The organism is Cognatishimia activa, assembly GCF_026016445.1.
In the GTDB taxonomy this organism is placed as follows: Bacteria; Pseudomonadota; Alphaproteobacteria; order Rhodobacterales; family Rhodobacteraceae; genus Cognatishimia; species Cognatishimia activa_B.
This window is the reverse complement of sequence record NZ_CP096147.1, coordinates 1,810,329-1,829,103: the sequence shown is the minus strand read 5'-3', so window position 1 is coordinate 1,829,103 and position 18,775 is coordinate 1,810,329. Positions and strand designations below refer to the sequence as shown.

The following is an 18,775-nucleotide window of genomic DNA, read 5'->3' as shown; positions in this document are numbered from 1 at the left end:
AGTACAAAAACATAATTGTGTGGAGCACTTAAACAAAAAAAGTCACTTACCAGCTTCGCTGTGCCAGTGTATTCAACTCATTCAGCCGATCCAAATTCGCCACCGTCGACAGCATGATGCGATCATGGCTCCATTCTGGGGGTTCAGCTAGCGCCGCGGCCCCAAACAGAACACCTGCCGCCATAAACACCGATAAGGCAAAGGCAAACCAGATGGTCTCTCGCTTGGGGTCTTCCTGATCATGAGCGATCTCAAGGATGCGCTCTTTCAGGATCGAACGGCGTCCCATGAAAGGGATGCTTCGACCAACAAGGGGCACACCCAGCGCTGTTGGTTGAGCGCGGTTCACGATGCTTTGGCGGGCAATGCTGAGTAGTCGCAGCGAATAGCCGTGGGCGTCAAAACCGCTCCGCGCAAGATAGGCGCGATCACAGGCCAATTCACCCAGTTTTCTCAACCGGCTGGAAAGGAACCAGAAGCCAGGGTTCAAAACAACCAGTGGAGAGAGAAGGGAGAGCAGCACTTCCGCATCCACATCCCCTTGGCGAATATGCTGCATTTCATGACCGAGTGACATTTGCATCGCTTTGCGGTCACCGCCAAAACCTTGCGGGATGATGATATAGTAGAACCACAGCCCGCGTGTAGAGAATGGCACAGTGATATGCGGACTCATGATGAGCTTCATGCGGCGCGAGCGGTGTAGAACGCGGCCTTGATAAATCGAGCGACGGACACGCCAGAGGTTCAGAAGGATATAGCAAAGTCGCAAGATCAGCGCAGAAAGGAAGGCTGCGATGACCAGCTGCGCAATCAGAGTGCGGCCGGTGGTCAATTGTTCCATCACACGCGCTTTGATCTGGAAGAGATTATTCATCTCAACCGCAGAGATGGCAATATTGCCCTTCAAAACCTGTGCCACGATCACGTCGGTAGCATTCACCGACGCTGCATAGGTCGTTTTAGAGAGATACGGCATGATGAAGGGCAGGGTGCCCAGACATGCAATAGTTGCAACACCTAAACGTCGTCGCGTCAGGAAATGGCGTCTGTTACCAGACAGCCAAAGCACCCCCTCGAACACTGCAAAAACCAGCGCGGCCAACAGGATCATCAATTGGATCCAGATCGCCCCCCCTACGATTTGATCAACCGTCATCCTTTCTGATCCTTGTATCAATGATCTCTTTTATTTCCTGGATCATTTCGTCCGTCAGGTCTTCGTTATCCACCAACCGAGCCACAAGCGCGGTTGGCGTTCCTCCAAACAAAGAATCTGACAAATTCTTGAGGGACCGTCCCTCATAGTCTGCTCGCTGGATGGCAGGGCTGTAGATCAGGCTGCGGTCTTTACGCTCTGAGCTAACGTAGCCCTTATCCTCCAAAATCTTCAAAACAGTGGCAACAGAAGTATAGGCACGCTTGGTGTCGCCCTCTAAGGCGCCCATGACATCGCGCACGGAACCGGTCCCGATCTCCCAGAGAGCGACCATAAACTCAAGCTCAACATCCGTGAGCATTTCACTGCGACGACGTACCAATATGAGTCCCCACTAAATTTACTAATTGTTTAGTAACAGAGATCCTTGCTTTAGTGAAGTGTAACGTTTTGATCGATCAACGGGCGCCACATGCGCTTTTGTGAAACTTAGAGTTTTCTGTCCGACAATCGATAGCAACGTTCGATGAATATGCGGCTCCTGTTAGGCGCTGCCTTGGTTCAGCCGCGATGTTGCTTCACTCATGCACACCTGAGCGAAAGGATAGTGGTTTGAATTGTATGGGCTTTTCTAATTTCCACGGAAGTTTCTATTGATCTGATGACAGGCCGGATGGGGCAATCCTGATCTTCTCTTCAGCTGAATACTGTTTGCGGGTCGCCCGTTTGATGCCTTTGACGATCTTCTCGCCAGGGTTCTTGGTTGTCTTCCTCATCGTCCACTCCTCGGTGGTTACGATGAGCCATAAACACTCTCTTATCAAATTACCCTATTTTGACCCATAGGTGCTGACGTCAGACACATAGTAGTTCAATATCTCACGATTAGATTCGTCGAATTTCGCGAAAGTTTAGCAGTGATTTAATTACTAAATTAAAAAGACCGGTGGGTGGAGGACTTTTCGCCCACCGGCCGAATTGCCACGCATCTTGGGAGTTTTCCTCAGGCGATTTTGGAAGAATTCCTTGTTTATACGCCGCCAAGGCAGACATATTTGAGTTCTAGATAGTCATCGGCTCCGTATTTGGAGCCCTCGCGACCCTGGCCTGATTGCTTGACGCCGCCGAAGGGTGCCACCTCGGTTGAGATCAAACCAGTGTTCACACCGACCATCCCGTATTCGAGGGCCTCCGCGACGCGCCAAACCTTGGAGAGATCGTTAGCATAGAAGTAGGATGCGAGCCCGAAGATCGTGTCATTGGCCTGCTCAATCACGTCTTCGACGGTATCAAAACGAAAGAGTGGCGCGACAGGGCCAAAGGTCTCGTCAGACGCGATGAGCATCTTACGGGTCACATTTTTGAGCACAGTTGGCTCATAGAAGGTGCCACCAAGACTATGGCGTTTGCCGCCGATGATGACAGATGCGCCCTTTGATGTGGCGTCTTCGATATGCTCTTCGACTTTCGCGACAGCCTTCTCGCTGATTAGCGGTCCGGCCGTGACGCCATCAGTAAATCCATCGCCGACCTTCATTTTCTTGACGGCTTCAACCAACTTCTCAGCAAAGACATCATAGACGCCGGACTGAACATAGATGCGGTTGGCACAAACACAAGTCTGGCCGTTGTTGCGATACTTGGAGATCATCGCGCCTTCGACGGCCGCATCAAGATCGGCATCATCGAAGACGATGAAGGGAGCATTGCCACCTAATTCCATGGATGTCTTCATGACCTGATCAGCGGACTGCTTCATTAGAATGCGGCCCACCTCTGTAGAGCCTGTAAAAGTGAGCTTGCGCACTTTGTCGTTCGAGCAAAACTCCTGTCCGATCTCCGCACTGCGTGTCGATGTGATGACCGAGAAAAGGCCCGCTGGCAGCCCGGCATCTTCTGCCAGCTTGGCCATGGCCAGCGCTGAGAGGGGTGTTTCAGCTGCAGGTCGCGCGACGAAGGCGCAACCGACCGCCAGGGCAGGGGCCACTTTGCGTGCAATCATGGCATTCGGAAAGTTCCAGGGCGTGATGGAAGCAACAACACCCACGGGCTGCTTCATCACCATGATACGTTTGTCCGGTTGGTGGCCCGGAATGAGATCGCCGTAGATGCGTTTGGCTTCTTCAGCGAACCATTCGATATAGCTCGCGCCATACATGATCTCACCCTTGGCTTCAGCCAAGGGTTTGCCCATCTCGGCACAGAGGATCGCGCCCAGATCATCAACATTGGCGATTATCAGATCATGCCACCGTCTTAAGACAGCCGAACGTTCCTTACCTGTCTTCGCTGCCCAATCCTTTTGAGCCTCATAGGCTCCGTCAATCGCGGCGCGCGCCGCGGAAATGCCTTGATCAGGTAACGTTGCCAAAACAGTGCCTGTAGAAGGGTTGGTTACCGAAAAGCTCGCAGAGCTTGTTGACGAACCAAGCCATTGGCCGTTCACATAAGCAGAGTTGAGAAGGAGACTCGGATCTGCCAAATGAAGTTGCCCAGAGGCATTCGCAGTTTTCTGATTCATGAAAAAATACTCCGCTTAACTTGCTTTCCAGAGCTTTCGATTCTTGGCTGCATTTACAATCTTCTTCCAATTTGTCTGAATTCGATCTTTGTCGGTGGTTGATGTTCTTTAATCGCGCAACGAAGTGTGCATTGCTTTGTGTTTGGATTTGGCGGAGGCTCGAAAGCCTTTGAGACTAATGGTTGCAACTCGTTTAGCTGAACGTTCACGAAAGATTTGGCGCTAAGATCTATTAAGTAAACGCCGCGCTCTTTCGATGACAGGCCGATCAATCATATTATTGTCTAATGACACGGCACCCAGCCCTTGTTCGAATGATTGCTCTGCGGCTTTAATGATCCGTTGGGCTTGCATGCGGTCGTTTTCAGATGGGGTGAAAACTGAATTCAGTGTGTGTATCTGATTGGGGTGTATGGCAAAACCGCCTTCAAAACCAAGTTTCGCAGATCGGTGAACAATTGTCTCAAATGCCTCGATGTTCCCAAAATTTGCGATACTTCCCGCATAGCCTAATGGGATTTTGTTTGCAGACCGAGCAGCGATTACAATCTGTTGGCTGGGATAAAGCAGACCGTCCCACTCAGGTTCCATACCCATCTCGAGGCTGAAATCTTCTGTTCCGAGATTGAGCGCGATAAGCTTGTCGTGGGACGCGGCAATTTCAACAGCGTTTACCAGTCCAATTGGAGTTTCAATCAGCGCAACCAGCGAGGTGTCACTGCACCCTTCATGATGCAAAAACTGTGCAACCTGACGGACGAAGGCTTGGCTTTCCACCTTTGGGAGAATCAAAAGATCAGGCCTTACAGCTGCCGCTGCCTCCAGATCATCTTCGACCATCGCGTCGTCATTGTTGATCCGAACCGCGACGCTTTTGCCCATCTCGAACAAGATTGCGGTCGACTGGCTGAGCCTCTGCCGTGCCTTGTCCTTTTTACTGAGTGGAACAGCATCCTCAAGATCAAGGATCACGACATCAGTTTCTGTCTTGCCAGCTTTGGCAACAAGCGCTTCTAAGTGTCCGGGGACGTATAGCAAGGATCTAAGGCGCAGGCTCGTCATCAGGGTTTTCCCTTCATTGCAGGGGAGATTTGGTCCAACAATCGGCTATCCATGAACGGCAAATCTCCAGGCGCGGTCAGGTATGCCTGGGCGGTATCCACAGAGCATCCGCAGGCGCTGACTTTTTGCATCAGGTCCGCTTCGCTCATTGGCATGGCGTGGCCCCCAGGTACAAATGTCATCTCCTGTTCGATGACGCGGCCATCCTTGAACTCGATTGTTATCTTTTCAGGCGTTGTTGGGCCGATGTCGCCTGTATCGCCTTTTGGCAGATCATAGAGATCCAATTTGATGGTTTCGGTTAACGCGCGGCGATCCGGGTTGTTAAAACCCTGCAGTCCAAAGTCCTCGGGTAGAACTTTGCCTTCCGTCAATCCAACCGCAATACAATAGCGCACAGAGAACCGCGCTTCGGCATCGTTGTTGGGTACGCCAAAACCGGCAACACGGTGGAACGGCGCCGCCATGCGAATTGTGATGCTATCCACGTCATCCGTGTTGTCGATCTGATCGCTCAGTGCGATTGCGCCGTGAATGGCACGCTGGGTGTAGGCGCAACTGGGCCAGAGCTTGCGCACAACCGGATACTGATTAACCGCTTGGCCAAGCTCCATTGTCTTCATCATTTCGCGGAACCCGATAGACTCAGGTGTGCCGTAGACCTTTGTGAAGCCGAATTCGGAATCCCACAGGTTGCAGTTCCCGGTTGCATCCGCCCGACCCAATAGCGCGGCACGTAGCCCGGCCTCAGCCGCAAGCCCTGTGTGCAGAGCCTTCGCGTCATAGCCAATTTGGGTCAGCAAGCCAGAGGAAGAAGAGGCGGCCAAAGCCATGGCGTTCGACATTTGGCGTGACGAGAGGCCCATTGCCTTAGAGACCGCAGCCGCAGTCCCGATCGGTCCCAGGGTGGAGGTCGAATGCCAGCCAATGTCGTAGTGGCCATAGCCCAAAGCTTTGCCCATCCAAATGATGGTTTCATACCCGACAATCCATGCATCGCTCATCTGGTCAATTGTCAAAGGCACCTTGTGGGCCAGGCTGAGCAGCGCGCTCAGCACCGGGGCGCTTGCGTGGCTGGAACCTGATAGCTCGTAGTCGTCGAAATCCAGCGCTGCAGCGCGTGCGCCGTTGGACAATGCCGCGCCGGTGATAGACAGCATCTCTCCCCCGCCCACAGGCGGAACAGAGCCCTGTCGCAAGCCAAATAGCATTGCCTCGGATGCTGCAACGGCTTGCCGCTCAGAGGCGCCAAGAACCATGCAGGACAGAGTATCGATTAATGTAAATCTAGCCTGTTCCTTGACATGCTGATCGACACCCAGATCGTCTTGGGTGGCCCATTCAGAAAGACGTTCGGAAAAGTTCAGAACATTTGGTTTCGCCATGGTGTTATTCCCGACAGAGGTATCAGGCATTGATCTGATCTCAGAAATTTGCTGTTGCTTGCATGGATTTGACACCATCGTGGCGTCGAGCCCACAGGTGCATCGTGTGGCCATCCCGGTTGCCTTCAATGTGGAACGGTTGAAGATCGGCGATCGGTGACAAACCCCTAAATTCAAACGTCTTTGGAGCTTTACCAAGTGTCCGCGCAGCCAGGTCAACCAGGAAGGTTGCTGTCAGCGGGCCGTGGAAAACAAGTCCGTCATACCCTTCGACTGACCGGGCATAATCTACGTCATAGTGAATCCGATGACCGTTGAATGTCAGAGCGGAATAACGAAATAGCATGACCTGAGACGGGTTTACGATTTCTGAAATTTCCGCATCGGTTGGTGCCTGTGGCAGGGTGGGCTTTGGAGCATCTGGATGCGGGTCTTCGCGATAAACGATGTCATGCTCTTCTGTCAGTATCAGAGTGCCGTCCTCAAGGAACAGCTGGTGCAGCACAGTCACGAAACACAGGGCACCGCTTCGCCCGTTTTTCTCAGAGATGTTTTTGATCGTAGAGCGCTTGGAGACCTTTGCGCCAATGGGGGCTTCGGCATGAAACTCAAAACGACCACCTGCCCACATTCGGCGGGGCAGGGAGACGGGCGGCAGGAAGCCGCCCTTTCTTGGGTGACCATCGCGGCCCAGTTCGCCAAGTGGCTTGGCTTCAAGGAAGTAAAGCCAATGCCACAGTGGCGGCAGCGCATCACCATCTTGAAGAGTCGCGTCGCGACCGATGGTGGTCTGCATAAAACGGGCTGGTTGCTCATGAAGCGTGTCATTCAGAGTTTCGGACCGACCGATCCATGCCGATACATCTTGCGACATCGGAATTGATCCTTCTGCTTAATTTATGTGAATTCGGCGCGTAGAGCAGCGCCGTGTTGGTTAATGGCGGGAGCCTTGGCCAATGGCGCAGAGTCTTCCGCATCCATCCAGCGAATAGGGGCGGCAGGGATAGAGACAACTTCGCTTTCTTCGGTCAGAACTTCGCGACGGCGCAGAGCTGGGTGCTGCCCCAGATCATCAACGCTGTTGACACCACCGAAGGCGATATTTGCAGCAGCGAGGCGGCTGCGGAATTCATCCAGCGTTAGATCGCGCGACACGGCAGAGATCAAAGCCTCCAGCGCGTCTCGGTTGATGACCCTGTTGTTGTTAGAGTCAAACCGGGGATCTGCACCTGCCACGTTAGAACACAGAACTTCCTGACAGAATTTTTGCCACTCGCGTTCATTCTGAATGGCAATCAGAGTAAGGGCACCATCGCTTGTTTCAAAGGCACCATAGGGAGCCATGCTCGGATGCCGCAATCCGACGCGTTTCGGCGCGCCCTTGCCGTATTCACCATGAATTAGCGGTACGCTCATCCAATCTGCAGCCACGTCAAAGAGAGACACAGCGATTGCAGCGCCTTCGCCGCCCTTTTCGCGTCGCATCAAGGCTTCGAGAACCGCAGCGTGACAAGTCATGCCTGCACCGATGTCACAAATGGAAACTCCAATACGGCCCATTTCATTTGCACCGCCACTGATGCCCGTTAGCCCGGTTTCCGCTTGAATTAGGAAGTCGTAGGCCTTCAGGTGTTTGACTGCATCGCTCTCGCCGTAACCGGTAATGTCGACAGTAATGAGGTGCGGGTATTTTTTGCGCAGTTTGGCGGAGCCAAAACCCGCGCGGGCAATAGCGCCAGGTGCCAGGTTTTGAATGAATACATCCGCCTTCGAGATAATCTTGTCCAACAAAGCTGCGTCTTCAGCGGTGCGGAAATCTAATGACAGCGATTCCTTGCCTTGGTTGGTCCAGGCAAAATAGGAACTGGTGCCTTTCGCGGCCTCGTCATATCCGCGCGCAAAGTCTCCTTCAGCGCGTTCGATTTTGATGATGCGAGCGCCTGCCTCTGCCAGCCTTGCAGTACAGAGCGGCGCGGCAAGGGCCTGTTCAATTGAGACCACAAGAATGTCTTTGAGCGGTTTCATCTAGATACCTATGCATGGTGCTGTTTGCCACAGGTTACTGCGGTGCAAATTGAAAGAAAATTTATTGATTTTGTGATTTCTGTTAAATATTTTCTTACAGAATGGCGATTCACAAACTTCCCCCGCTGCATGCCCTGCATGTTTTTGAGACGGTGGCCCGGCTTGGGGGCGTTCGCGCGGCTGCGGCTGAATTGAATGTCACTCCACCAGCGGTCAGTCACCAACTTGATAAGCTCGAGGGCTTTCTGGGTGCCCCACTTTTTATTCGCAGAGGCCGGAATCTCGTGCTGACAGACAGGGCGCGGGATTACCTGACTGAAGTGCGCCCCAGTTTGGAAGCGATTGGACGCGCGACGTCTGTTGCCACCCAGGAATCCCAGCGCGAAGTTCTGACAATTGCGGCGCCCCCTACGCTGACCACGATGTGGCTGATGCCCAAGCTCATAGGTTTTTCTGAGCAGTTTCCAGAATACGACATTCGTCTTCTGGATCGGATGACCTTCAATCCTGATGAACGCAGTATCGATATCGCTATAGAATACCGGTTTGAGCCCGACCCCGATCTTGTCTCTGTACAGTTTTTGCCTGATGAACTGGTCCCGCTTGCCAGCGCAAGTTATGTCGCCATGAAAGACATCACGTCTCTGGAAGATCTCAATGGTGCGACATTGATTGAAACAGAAAGGCGACTGACCTCTTGGAAGAAAATTCTGGCAGGACGGAGCTGGCTTAAGCATCAACGGTTCTTCTCTGTCAGTTATTCATTGCATGCATTTGAAGCTGCAGCGCGTGGTATCGGCGTTGCCTTGGGTAACCGCGCAAATGCCGACCGAATGTTGGCTGAAGGGCGACTGTGTATTCCATTTGAACTCCCTTCAGATTCTTTGCCGCCAGCGCCTCGTTATTTCCTGAGCGCTGTGTCACACCGAAAACGCCAGCCAAGAGTTCAGGCCTTCTGGGACTGGATAATGAACGAAACGCAGCGAGAGCTCTAACATTCTGGGTTTGCGGGCGCTAAAGCGCCATTCCGTTACCGCTTATTTTGCCTCCGCGGTCTGAGGAGGGGCGTTCACCAAAACGCTTTCGATAAAGTTTCGAAAAGCTAGTATATCCGGAAAACCCAGTTGCGATGGCCACTTCCATGATCGACATATCCGTGCCCAGCAAAAGACAGCGAGCACGATCAAGTCTTAAGTTTCGAAAGTACTGCGACGGCGTGGTTCCAAGGTATCGTTTGAATAGACGCTCAACCTGTCGACGAGATATATTCTCGCCTCCGATAAGATCCTCCAGCAGAGGGGCTGTATGTATGGACTCTTCCATTTTCTGAACAATGTTGGTGATGGCTGGATGTCGGCCGCCGACCCGTTTTGCAATCGTAATCCTTTGAGTTCGGCTGACGTCACAATCAAAATCGTGCAAACAGAATTCCGCGACGCGTTGCGCCGTTGCGTGGTCGAAGTCTTCCTGAATCACTTGAAGCGTCAGGTCGAGACACGCGCTTCCGCCTGCGCAATAGGACAATGTCCCTTCGGAAACAGACCGGTAGCTCATGCATTCCAAATCCGGGAAGATTTCTTCAAAGACCGGGATTTGCGCCCAATGCAGTGTCAACTTTGCACTTTTTGCAAGCCCGGCTCGAGCCAGTGTAAACGCGCCGGTGGCTAAAGCTGCAACCGCCCCTCCAAATCGAGCATGCTTGCGCAGCCACTGCAACGTTTTGGGATCAGCGTCCAGAAAGCCAGCTTCGCCAGAACAAACGACGACAACATCCGCAGCGTCGGTATCAAGCAGAGCGCCGTCAACGGGTAATGAAATCCCATTTGAAAGTGTTATCGGCTGCCCGTTTTCAGATACGATAGACCAAGTATATTCTGGTGCAGCGCGCAGCGAATTCACAATGCGCAGCGGTTCAATTGCCGCGGAAAAGTCCAGCATATTGGCACCGGGCAAAAGGAGAAAGCGGAAGTGGCGTTTTAGGCATGCTTTAGCCGCGATCGAAACATTTTCGCCGCCGAAGGTTGCCTTGGAATTTGGGGCCAAATACATCTCTTCACGCTTCCTCTGTTCTGCCTTACGCCTTCAGCAACGCCTTGAGGTCGGTCTCTGGGTTGCGGATCACTTCGGGAGTCGGAGATTTGCCACTTTCAATCAATCGTTTCGCGACCATGTAGGTTCGCGGATCATTCATGGCGTCGACAGCGATCAGGGCGTTGTCTCGGTAATACCAAATTGACAGCACACCATTGGTACCCTCGCGGGATATGGTCTGGTCATAGCCTGCGTTCAGCCCCGCGATCTGCAGCTTTACGTCGTACTGGTCCGACCAGAACCAGGGTTTTGGCTCATAGACAGTTTCAGTACCTGCAATATTGGCGGCAATAATTTCGGCCTGATTGATGGCGTTTCCGACGCTTTCGAGACGAATTTGAGTGCCTTTAAAAGGCAAGGTGGCACAGTCGCCTGCGGCCCAGATTCGTGGATCAGATGTGCGGCCCTTGTTGTCAGTGACAATACCATTCAGCACCTCAAGACCCGCTTGTTCTGCCAGCTTAGTGTTTGGCGTGATCCCGATGCCGAAGACCACAAAATCAGCTGGGATCTCTTCGCCATTTGCGAGTTCAACACCTTCTACCTTTTCCGTTCCTGTAACACGCGCTAGCTGCGTGTTTTCCAGAATACGTACGCCTTTGGACTGATGCAGATCCCGGAAGAAATCAGCAGTTTCAGGTGCCGCAACCCGCTGTAAGATGCGGGGGGCGGCTTCGATCAGCGTAACTTCAAGCTCAAGCTTCGCCGCTACGGCGGCCACTTCCAAACCAATGTAGCCACCGCCAATGATGACCAGACGGCGGCCTGAATCGAATTCTGGGGCAATGGCGTCAATGTCAGAGATCCCGCGGATAGTATGCGTGCCGGAAAGTGTGCCACCAATGGCTTCTGGTAGGCGCCGTGGTGTGGAACCAGTAGTGAGGATCACATGCTCAAAGCTCAGTGTTTCCCCGCCGCAGACCAGGGTGCGGTCTTTGGCGGAAAGCTCGGAAACTTCTGCGCCGAGGCGCAGGGAGATGTTGTGTTCTGCGTAGTAGGACTCTGGACGTAAGAACAGGCGCTCGCGCGACATTTCACCCAATAGGTATGCCTTGGACAGCGGTGGGCGTTGATAGGGTGGATGGGGTTCTTCACCAATCAGTGTGATTGGTTTGTCATATCCCAGATTTCGCAGCTTGACCGCTGCGGAGCAGCCAGCTTGTCCTGCGCCTACGATAACGACACCAGTTTCCGTCATTTGTATAACCTTTTAAAAGCCAAGGTTGGAAATGCGCCCTTAGGCGCATTCCTTGTCAGCGATGCCCAATGTGCGGTCGAGAATTTCGAGGCCGGTCATCATGTCTTCTTCCGAGATGTTGAGCGGTGGCGTCAGACGGATAACGTTGGAGTAGAAAGACAGGTAAAGGCCATTCTTCATCGCAAAGCTCATCATCTCGTTCATTGGCTTGGCTGCGTCGCCCTTTGCTGCAAACGGTACCAATGGTTCGCGAGTCTCTCGATTTTTCACGAGCTCGATACCGTTGAACATGCCTTTTCCGCGAATGTCGCCAATGGACGGGTGTTTTTCGGCTAGTTTGTGCAGTTCTGCGCGCATTTTCTCACCCATGGCGGTTGCATGGGCTAGGGTGCCTTCTTCCTGCATTGCGAGGATGGCAGCCACGCCCGAGGCGCACGCCAGTGGGTGACCTGCATAGGTCAAACCACCAGGCAATGGCGTATTGCGCAACCAGTCATGCAACTCGGTGCTGACCGACATTGTTCCCAGTGGTACGTAGCCCGAGTTGATGCCTTTGGCGGACGTAATGATGTCTGGCTGAACGCCCCAATGATCAACGGCGAACCATTCGCCGGTCCGGCCAAAGCCCGCCATAACCTCGTCAGCGATCAGAAGGATGCCATATTTCTCGCAGGTTTCCTTGATGGATTGCAGGTAGCCATCTGGCGGCACCAGAATTCCATTAGTCCCAACGATTGGCTCCAGAATGACTGCCGCAACCGTATTCGGATTTTCATACATCAAGAGTTCTTCCAGATGCGGGCCACCCTGTGCGACCGGACATTTTGCAGGGTCCGTGTGGCCTGTCGGCAAGCGATAAAGATAAGGATCAAGCATCCGCACGATCCCAGGCATATCGGCGCGGGTCAGATGGTGACGCGGATCACCCGTCAAGGACAAGGTGCCTCCTGTAGCGCCGTGATAGGACCGATACCGCGCAATGATTTTATTGCGACCTGTGAAGTGGCGCGCCAGTCGGATGGCTGTCTCATTCGCCGCAGAGCCGCCAGTCGTGAAGAAGGTCGATGAAATATTGGCAGGTGTAATTTCGTTCATTAACGCTGCCAGTTCAGAACGAACGTCAGACCCCATGGCCGGGCCGATGTAACAGAGTTTGTCCGCCTGATCTTTGATGGCCTGCACAATCTTCGGATGCTGGTGACCAAGGTTCGCGTTCACCAGTTGAGATTGGAAATCGAGATAGCGTTTACCATCGCTGTCCCAGAACCAAGACCCGCTGGCCCCGGTGATGACCCTCGGCTTGCCGCCTTGCTTGGACCAACTCTGTAGATAGTGGTTTGCGTGCATCTCCTGTACCCATTCCGGATCATGGGAGGGGAAGGCGTTTGAGAGGTCGTCCATGGGTTTTTCCCTATAGTTCTAGATGGTTATTCAATAATGGCTTGGGCCTGACCCAGCGTGTCGAGGTCAGGTGTGATGCCAAGACCGATGCCGTCAGGTGGCGCGATGCGCCCGTTGTCTCTTGTCGGCACCCCCGGATCGAGGCGCGGGCCAACATAATGTGATAGGTCGCAGGTGTTCATAATGCCCCGTTCCGGCGTCGCTGCAGCCAGATGCAGCACTGCGGCCGTGGTGATGTCGCTGCCCCAGGTGTCTTCGATGCACATCTGAGTGCCGAGCGTCAGGCAAAGATCTCGTGTCCGGCGCATATTGGAAAGCCCGCCCATTTTGGAAAGCTTCAGTGCGGCTGCGTCCATGCACCCCGCGCGGTGACCAGCGAGCAGGGAAGGGACATCCCGCGCGCTTTCATCCAGTTTCATGGGCAATCCGGTAGCGGCGCGTACATGAGCGCATTCTTCAATGGTGGCACAGGGCTGCTCCAGCATCACATCCAGATGAGCCACCGCGCGCCCAACACGCGTCGCTGTCAGCGCGTCCGACCCGCAATTCCAATCACCATAAACCAGTGGTCCTTGACCAACTTCCTCACGCACCAATGTCAGGCGCGCCACGTCGGCTTCCCAGTTTTTGTCTGCGCCAAGCTTCACCTGGAATTGGGTCATGCCTTGATCCTGAGCATCACGCGCCATGCGGGCCATCTCGTCTGGAGCGACGCAGGTGATGGAATGATAAAGCGGCATGTCCTGCACCGCCCGTCCGCCAAGCAGTGCATAGAGTGGCAATTGAGTAGCTTGAGCGGTCAGATCCCACAGCGCGGTATCAACGGCTGATTTCGCGTAGTCATGACCGATGAGGTGTTTGTTCAGCCGCTCCATCAGCGCTTCTGGCCCCACTGGGTCCGCACTGATCAGAACTGGCGCCATCTCTTCCAGTGCCGGGATCACGCCTTTTGCATAAGCAGGCAGATAGTGCGGGATGGGGCAAACTTCGCCCCAGCCGGACAAGCCTGTGTCCGTGTCGAGCCGCAAAATGACAGAAAGCGTGGTGTCGCAGGTTTTGCCGTCCGCCATGTAGTAGGTTTCATGGGAGGTCAACGGAACCTCCCAAGCGGTGATACGTGTGATTTTCATTGCGTGACCTCCCTTGTTTTTTCTCTTTCAAGCGCGTGTTTCGTACGTTGCGACTGCTGGTCCAAATTGATCAGGGTCCGGCGCCACGCCCAGCCCTGACAAGCTGGGTGGAACCGCCACGCCTTGATCATTTCGCGCACCTTGGCCCGGGACCGGATCAACTGATAGGTGGTAGTGGCACAGCCAGCTGGCGAGGCGGTTGGCCTCCGGTGTCGACGCCGCCAGGTGGATGGCTGCAGTATCCGCCAAAGCAGAACCACCGAGATCCTCAATGTGCATCTGCCAGCCCACAGATACGCCGAAATCACGGATTTGCAGCGCCTTGGTCAGGCCACCAACGCGGTTTGGCTTGACCTTCACACCTTCACAGGCACCACGCTTCCACGCCTCGAGGTGATCCGAGAACGTGTGCATACACTCATCCAGCATGATCGGGTTTGAAACCCGGGTCGCGACATGGGCGCATTGGTCCAGTGTTTCACAGGGTTGCTCGACCCAATCGCGGGCCGAAGTGCTGTTAAGAACCTCGATCGCCACAGCCGGTTGCCAAGCGCGGTTTACGTCAAACGTGACTTTGTGGCCCTCAGGAAGCGCCGCCGATATGGCATCTATTCGCGCAATATCTAATCCGATATCGGTGCCGCCAACCTTGGCGGAATGCACCGTGTAACCTTTGGCTGCGGCCTTTTCGATCCGCGCGATCATTTCCTCTGGTGAGCCCGTTGAAATGGAAGAATTGACCAAAACAGCCGCGGCTTCATGGCCACCCATCAGTTGCCACAGCGGCATGCCGGACGCTTGCCCAAGAATATCCCAACAGGCCATGTCGATGGGAGATTTTACATATGGATGACCCGGCAGCTGCACATCCATCACACGGTTGATGTGATTAAGGCTGCGCGGATCTTCTCCAATGAGGAATGGGGCCAATGTTTCGATCCCGGCGCGGATACCGGGACCGTGCGCGGGCAGATAGGTGTGCCCCCATGGACACCCTTCGCCCCAACCGGAGATGCCTGCATCAGTGTCGATGCGCACAAAGGTGCTGTCGAGTTTCTCGAACTTCAGGCGACCTCCAGAGAGGTAGTAGGGTTCCGATAAAGGCATATCCAATTGATAGACCATGATGCGAATGATCTTCATGTAGGGGTTCCTTCGTGGGTCCCGACGGACGTATCACATGGCGTCACCACGATGTTGCCAAGATGCGATTTACGGATGAAGGCTTCTTGTGCTTCCGCCAGGTCTTCCAATTTGTAGATTGCTGCTAAAAGCGGCTTCAGGACGCCGGTTTCGATCATTCCAACCACACGGTGCATCGTACCCGGCGGGCAGATTGTGGCTCCGGTAAGTTGTAGATCCTTGTAAACCAATTGGCGCAGATCGAACTGGGCAAATTGCCCGCCGATGCAGCCTGAGGTCGAATATCGCCCGCCCTGTCGTAGCGCATTGATCAGAGGCATGAACCGATCGCCACCTACGACATCCAAGGCAATATCAACAGGTCCACCTGCAACGTGTCGGATTTCTGCTTCCAAATTTTCTGTGCTGCGTTCAATGACATGCGCAGCGCCAAGGTCCAGCAACACATCCGCTTTGGATACGCTTGCGACAGCAATCACCTTGCAACCGCGCAGGCGGCACAGCTGAATTGCGGCAGACCCCACGCCGCCAGACGCACCGGTGATGACGACGGTCTCTCCGGGACGGGGCGCAGTTCGCTGAACGAGATTTTCAGCTGTTGTATAAGCACAGGCAAATGTGGCCAGCTCAACATCGGAAAGTTCCGATGTGACCTTGATCGCACTGGCCTCGCGCACCTTGGTGAACTGCGCAAAGCCGCCATCGCATTCAGAACCGAAATAGCCCGAGTTTACGGGGTTTTGCCAATCTCCATGACCCAGGAGCCATGGGTCCACCATCACGCGCTCTCCGATGCGGGCATCAGAGACGCCAGCGCCGACGGCAACGATTTCGCCAACTGCGTCTGCGCCCTGAATGCGCGGGAAGGTGATTGCACCCGCACCCCATGTGCTGTCAGCATCATCGGTTTCGGCAAATCCCTCTTTCGCGCCTTCGCCCAAAGCCGTGTCATTGGCTTTGGAGTACCAAGCGGTGCGGGTGTTGATATCGGTGTTGTTGAGGCCGCAGGCCCCAACTTTGATCAGAACCTCGCCCTTTTCAGGCCGGGGTGTTTCGACGTCGCTGTAAACCAACCTGTCCAAGCCACCATGCCCCGTCAGGAGCATAGCTTTCATGGTGCTTGGAACGGCGCTCATGCAGGCACCGCCGCGGGTGCGTCAACGCGTGGTCGCTCGGACATCGGGTCATAGGCAGCTTCGGCAAGGATGCGGCCTTTGCGCGGTTCACCGGCAACAATGACTTCAACTTCGGTGCCCGCCGCTGCAGCGTGTGGCTTGATGTAGGCAAAGGCCAGAATTTTGCCGACCGTATGCCCGTAAGCCACAGACGCGGTTGCCCCGACAACCTCGCCATTGACCTTCACAGCTTCGCCACCGTGCCCGTCTTCAATGCCATCCGGCTCAATTTCCAGATAAGCGCAGACCCATGGCGATTTACCGGCTTCCATTTCTTTCGCAGAGGCTTTGGTTTCCACCACGCCGAGGTAGTCCTTGTCGAGCTTATAGAAACGGCCAACATTTGCTTCGGGCAGCGTGACTTCATTGGTCAGCTCGCCTGCACCCGGGAAGGCTTTTTCCATCCGCATGGCGTTCATCGCGAAGGAACCGTAGTTGACGATGCCATGGGCTTCACCTGCGTTCCAAAGCGCTGTGTAGACATCTACGCAGGCATCGTCCGGCATGTGGAACTCCCAGCCAAGTTCACCTGCATAAGACATGCGGAAGGCCCAGACCTTGTGACCCGCAACAGTGATTTCCTGCGCACTCAGCCAACGGAACCCAGCATTCGAGAGGTCTGCATCTGTGCATTGCGCCAGAACATCGCGAGATTTCGGTCCGTTCAAGGACAGCGCTGACCAGCCAGCAGAAAGAGGCCTTATGGTGGCGTCCTCATCTGCACGATTGTGAGTCAGGTGATCGAGCAGGCGTTGCTCAAAAAAGGCGGCACAAACAAGGTAGTACCGGTCATCCGCCATGCGTACGATGGTGGTTTCCAGTTCGATTCGACCCCGACGGTTCAGCATATGGGTCAGCGTGATAGACCCGTTTTTTTGCGGCATCTTATTGGCGGTCAGACGATCAAGCAGCGCGTAAGCGTCCGGGCCAGATACTTCGACTTTGGTAAAGGCGGTCACATCCATGATGCCAACGCTTTCACGGACGGCTTTAACTTCGGCGCCGACTTGGTCATGCACAACATTGCGACGGAAGCTGTAGTGGTCGCGCTGCTCTACGCCGTTGGTGGCAAACCAGCGGGGGCGTTCAAAGCCATAGACCTCCTCATAGACCGCACCTTTGTCCTTCAGGATCTCATAGAGCGGCGACGGTTTGATCGGGCGACCTTCCAGCCGGTTGTAGTGCGGGAAGGGGATCTCGTGGCGCAGCTTGTAGTCTTCGTGTGCCTTGATGACCTGCCAGTCTTTCTTGGCATAGGCACCGAAGCGACGTGGATCGTAGTCGCGCATCGAAATGTCAGCAGACCCTTGCACCATCCACTTAGCCAGCTCGCGAGTCAGGCCAGGACCCCAGCCGATGCCGATCTGCGTACCACAGCAGCACCAGTAGTTTTTAACGCCTGGTGCCGGGCCAACCATTGGATTGCCATCTGGCGGATGGGAAATCGCGCCGTGCACTTCACGGGTGATGCCGAGTTCAGCAAAAATAGGCATGCGTTCCAGAGAGTTCTCAAGCCACGGCATGACGCGGTCATAATCCGCTTCGAACAGCCAGTTCTCGTATTCCCAAGGGCATTCATCATGCCAGACTGAGTTGGAATTCTCTTTCTCGTAAATCCCGATCAGACCCTTCTTCTGCTCCATGCGGATGTAGCCGGAGACCATTTTGTCATCACGAATGACAGGCAGTTCTTTTTCGAGGTTTTGGAACTCTGGCACATCTTCGGTGACGAAATAGTGGTGCGTCATCGACGTCATTGGCAGCTGAAGGTCAGACCATTCGCCCATCTGACGGGCATAGGTGCCGCCCGCGTTAACTACGTGTTCACAGATGATGGTGCCTTGCTGGGTTTCAACGACCCACTCGCCCGCATCGTTCTGCGTGATGTTCGTGGCTTGGCAATGGCGGAAGATCTGCACGCCTTTTTGGCGCGCACCCGTAGCCATGGCCATTGTCACATTAGACGGATCGACGTGACCATCATCCGGCGTGTAAAGCGCACCAATGACGCCCTCGAGATTATAGTATGGGTGCTTTTCAGCGATGAAGTCAGGACCAACCAAATCGATGTTGAAACCCAACGCACGGCCGACTGAGAGCGTGTGGCGCAGCCAATCCATCTCGTCTTCGGTATAAGCCAGCCGGAAGGAACCACAGCCGTGCCACGTCACCGCCTGGCCGGTCTCTTCTTCTAGCCCCTTGGAATACAGGCCGATATTGTAGTCGACCATTTTGCCAAGGCCATAAGAACTGGTGGAGTGGGTGATCTGACCTGCTGCGTGCCATGTTGAGCCGCTGGTCAGTTCAGCTTTCTCCAGAAGCACAGTTTCTTCACCCCAGCCTTCGTGGCCTAGGTGATAGGCCAGGCCACAGCCCATGACGCCGCCGCCGACAATGACGACTTTTGCGCGTGCGGGCAGTTCTTTTTTGGACATCGCAAATTTTCCTGTTCGAGTCGAAGTTTTCAGTGGACTTGGTAATGGTT

Annotated in this window: 16 protein-coding genes; 1 reads left to right on the top strand and 15 read right to left on the bottom strand. The window is 54.3% G+C overall.

Annotated features, from left to right (window positions below; all coding sequences use genetic code 11):
* Positions 1 to 46: 46 nt before the first annotated feature.
* The 8 genes from M0D42_RS09140 to M0D42_RS09105 all read right to left on the bottom strand — a co-directional run bounded on the left by M0D42_RS09140 (position 47) and on the right by M0D42_RS09105 (position 8,152).
* Positions 47 to 1,159 carry a M56 family metallopeptidase gene (locus M0D42_RS09140; RefSeq protein WP_265018303.1) on the bottom strand — a complete coding sequence of 371 codons (1,113 nt, stop codon included), beginning with the start codon at positions 1,157 to 1,159 and terminating at the stop codon, positions 47 to 49.
* Positions 1,149 to 1,541, bottom strand: coding sequence for a BlaI/MecI/CopY family transcriptional regulator (locus tag M0D42_RS09135; protein ID WP_265018302.1), 393 nt, complete (start codon positions 1,539 to 1,541; stop codon positions 1,149 to 1,151). The genes M0D42_RS09140 and M0D42_RS09135 overlap by 11 nt, the downstream gene beginning before the upstream one ends.
* 268 nt (positions 1,542 to 1,809) lie before the next feature.
* A complete protein-coding gene (locus M0D42_RS09130) occupies positions 1,810 to 1,935 on the bottom strand; it encodes a hypothetical protein (protein WP_265021194.1) in 126 nt (41 codons plus the stop codon).
* Positions 1,936 to 2,189: 254 nt separating this feature from the next.
* Positions 2,190 to 3,680, bottom strand: a complete 1,491-nt coding sequence (locus M0D42_RS09125; protein WP_265018301.1) for an NAD-dependent succinate-semialdehyde dehydrogenase — start codon at positions 3,678 to 3,680, stop codon at positions 2,190 to 2,192.
* A 222-nt stretch (positions 3,681 to 3,902) separates the two neighbouring features.
* Positions 3,903 to 4,742 carry an HpcH/HpaI aldolase/citrate lyase family protein gene (locus M0D42_RS09120; protein ID WP_265018300.1) on the bottom strand — a complete coding sequence of 280 codons (840 nt, stop codon included), beginning with the start codon at positions 4,740 to 4,742 and terminating at the stop codon, positions 3,903 to 3,905.
* Positions 4,742 to 6,157 (bottom strand): MmgE/PrpD family protein, encoded by a 1,416-nt coding sequence (locus M0D42_RS09115; protein WP_265018299.1) that lies wholly within the window; start codon positions 6,155 to 6,157, stop codon positions 4,742 to 4,744. The genes M0D42_RS09120 and M0D42_RS09115 overlap by 1 nt, the downstream gene beginning before the upstream one ends.
* 10 nt (positions 6,158 to 6,167) lie before the next feature.
* Complete coding sequence (locus tag M0D42_RS09110; protein ID WP_265018298.1) at positions 6,168 to 7,001, bottom strand: FAS1-like dehydratase domain-containing protein; 834 nt, start codon at positions 6,999 to 7,001, stop codon at positions 6,168 to 6,170.
* 23 nt (positions 7,002 to 7,024) lie between these two features.
* Positions 7,025 to 8,152, bottom strand: a complete 1,128-nt coding sequence (locus M0D42_RS09105) for a CaiB/BaiF CoA transferase family protein (protein WP_265018297.1) — start codon at positions 8,150 to 8,152, stop codon at positions 7,025 to 7,027.
* A 101-nt stretch (positions 8,153 to 8,253) separates the two neighbouring features.
* Between M0D42_RS09105 and M0D42_RS09100 the strand changes: the two genes are divergently transcribed.
* Positions 8,254 to 9,147 carry a LysR substrate-binding domain-containing protein gene (locus tag M0D42_RS09100; RefSeq protein WP_265018296.1) on the top strand — a complete coding sequence of 298 codons (894 nt, stop codon included), beginning with the start codon at positions 8,254 to 8,256 and terminating at the stop codon, positions 9,145 to 9,147.
* A 19-nt stretch (positions 9,148 to 9,166) separates the two neighbouring features.
* Here the strand turns inward: M0D42_RS09100 and M0D42_RS09095 are convergent, their stop codons facing one another.
* From M0D42_RS09095 to M0D42_RS09065, 7 genes are read right to left on the bottom strand one after another with little or no spacing between them, the layout of a single operon-like run.
* Entirely contained in the window at positions 9,167 to 10,195 is a 1,029-nt protein-coding gene (locus tag M0D42_RS09095; RefSeq protein ID WP_265018295.1) for a GlxA family transcriptional regulator, read from the bottom strand.
* 31 nt (positions 10,196 to 10,226) lie between these two features.
* Positions 10,227 to 11,441 carry an NAD(P)/FAD-dependent oxidoreductase gene (locus M0D42_RS09090; protein ID WP_265018294.1) on the bottom strand — a complete coding sequence of 405 codons (1,215 nt, stop codon included), beginning with the start codon at positions 11,439 to 11,441 and terminating at the stop codon, positions 10,227 to 10,229.
* Between the two features lie 39 nt (positions 11,442 to 11,480).
* Positions 11,481 to 12,842 carry an aminotransferase class III-fold pyridoxal phosphate-dependent enzyme gene (locus M0D42_RS09085; RefSeq protein WP_265018293.1) on the bottom strand — a complete coding sequence of 454 codons (1,362 nt, stop codon included), beginning with the start codon at positions 12,840 to 12,842 and terminating at the stop codon, positions 11,481 to 11,483.
* Between the two features lie 26 nt (positions 12,843 to 12,868).
* On the bottom strand, positions 12,869 to 13,972 hold the full coding sequence (locus M0D42_RS09080) for a mandelate racemase/muconate lactonizing enzyme family protein (RefSeq protein ID WP_265018292.1): 1,104 nt from the start codon (positions 13,970 to 13,972) through the stop codon (positions 12,869 to 12,871).
* 27 nt (positions 13,973 to 13,999) lie between these two features.
* Positions 14,000 to 15,115 (bottom strand): mandelate racemase/muconate lactonizing enzyme family protein, encoded by a 1,116-nt coding sequence (locus M0D42_RS09075; RefSeq protein ID WP_265018291.1) that lies wholly within the window; start codon positions 15,113 to 15,115, stop codon positions 14,000 to 14,002.
* Positions 15,112 to 16,251: an alcohol dehydrogenase family protein gene (locus tag M0D42_RS09070; protein WP_265018290.1), complete on the bottom strand. Its 1,140-nt coding sequence runs from the start codon at positions 16,249 to 16,251 to the stop codon at positions 15,112 to 15,114. The genes M0D42_RS09075 and M0D42_RS09070 overlap by 4 nt, the downstream gene beginning before the upstream one ends.
* Complete coding sequence (locus tag M0D42_RS09065) at positions 16,248 to 18,725, bottom strand: FAD-dependent oxidoreductase (RefSeq protein WP_265018289.1); 2,478 nt, start codon at positions 18,723 to 18,725, stop codon at positions 16,248 to 16,250. Before M0D42_RS09065 ends, M0D42_RS09070 begins: the two co-directional genes overlap by 4 nt.
* Positions 18,726 to 18,775: the final 50 nt, after the last annotated feature.

What these genes read in the sequence shown, in the direction of transcription:
- M0D42_RS09105 (WP_265018297.1), bottom strand. Translation starts at nt 8,152, where the DNA reads ATGAAACCGCTCAAAGACATTCTTGTGGTCTCAATTGAACAGGCCCTT.
- M0D42_RS09125 (WP_265018301.1), bottom strand. Translation starts at nt 3,680, where the DNA reads ATGAATCAGAAAACTGCGAATGCCTCTGGGCAACTTCATTTGGCAGAT.
- M0D42_RS09075 (WP_265018291.1), bottom strand. Translation starts at nt 15,115, where the DNA reads ATGAAGATCATTCGCATCATGGTCTATCAATTGGATATGCCTTTATCG.
- M0D42_RS09070 (WP_265018290.1), bottom strand. Translation starts at nt 16,251, where the DNA reads ATGAGCGCCGTTCCAAGCACCATGAAAGCTATGCTCCTGACGGGGCAT.
- M0D42_RS09110 (WP_265018298.1), bottom strand. Translation starts at nt 7,001, where the DNA reads ATGTCGCAAGATGTATCGGCATGGATCGGTCGGTCCGAAACTCTGAAT.
- M0D42_RS09090 (WP_265018294.1), bottom strand. Translation starts at nt 11,441, where the DNA reads ATGACGGAAACTGGTGTCGTTATCGTAGGCGCAGGACAAGCTGGCTGC.
- M0D42_RS09080 (WP_265018292.1), bottom strand. Translation starts at nt 13,972, where the DNA reads ATGAAAATCACACGTATCACCGCTTGGGAGGTTCCGTTGACCTCCCAT.
- M0D42_RS09120 (WP_265018300.1), bottom strand. Translation starts at nt 4,742, where the DNA reads ATGACGAGCCTGCGCCTTAGATCCTTGCTATACGTCCCCGGACACTTA.
- M0D42_RS09140 (WP_265018303.1), bottom strand. Translation starts at nt 1,159, where the DNA reads ATGACGGTTGATCAAATCGTAGGGGGGGCGATCTGGATCCAATTGATG.
- M0D42_RS09065 (WP_265018289.1), bottom strand. Translation starts at nt 18,725, where the DNA reads ATGTCCAAAAAAGAACTGCCCGCACGCGCAAAAGTCGTCATTGTCGGC.
- M0D42_RS09100 (WP_265018296.1), top strand. Translation starts at nt 8,254, where the DNA reads ATGGCGATTCACAAACTTCCCCCGCTGCATGCCCTGCATGTTTTTGAG.
- M0D42_RS09130 (WP_265021194.1), bottom strand. Translation starts at nt 1,935, where the DNA reads ATGAGGAAGACAACCAAGAACCCTGGCGAGAAGATCGTCAAAGGCATC.
- M0D42_RS09085 (WP_265018293.1), bottom strand. Translation starts at nt 12,842, where the DNA reads ATGGACGACCTCTCAAACGCCTTCCCCTCCCATGATCCGGAATGGGTA.
- M0D42_RS09115 (WP_265018299.1), bottom strand. Translation starts at nt 6,157, where the DNA reads ATGCCTGATACCTCTGTCGGGAATAACACCATGGCGAAACCAAATGTT.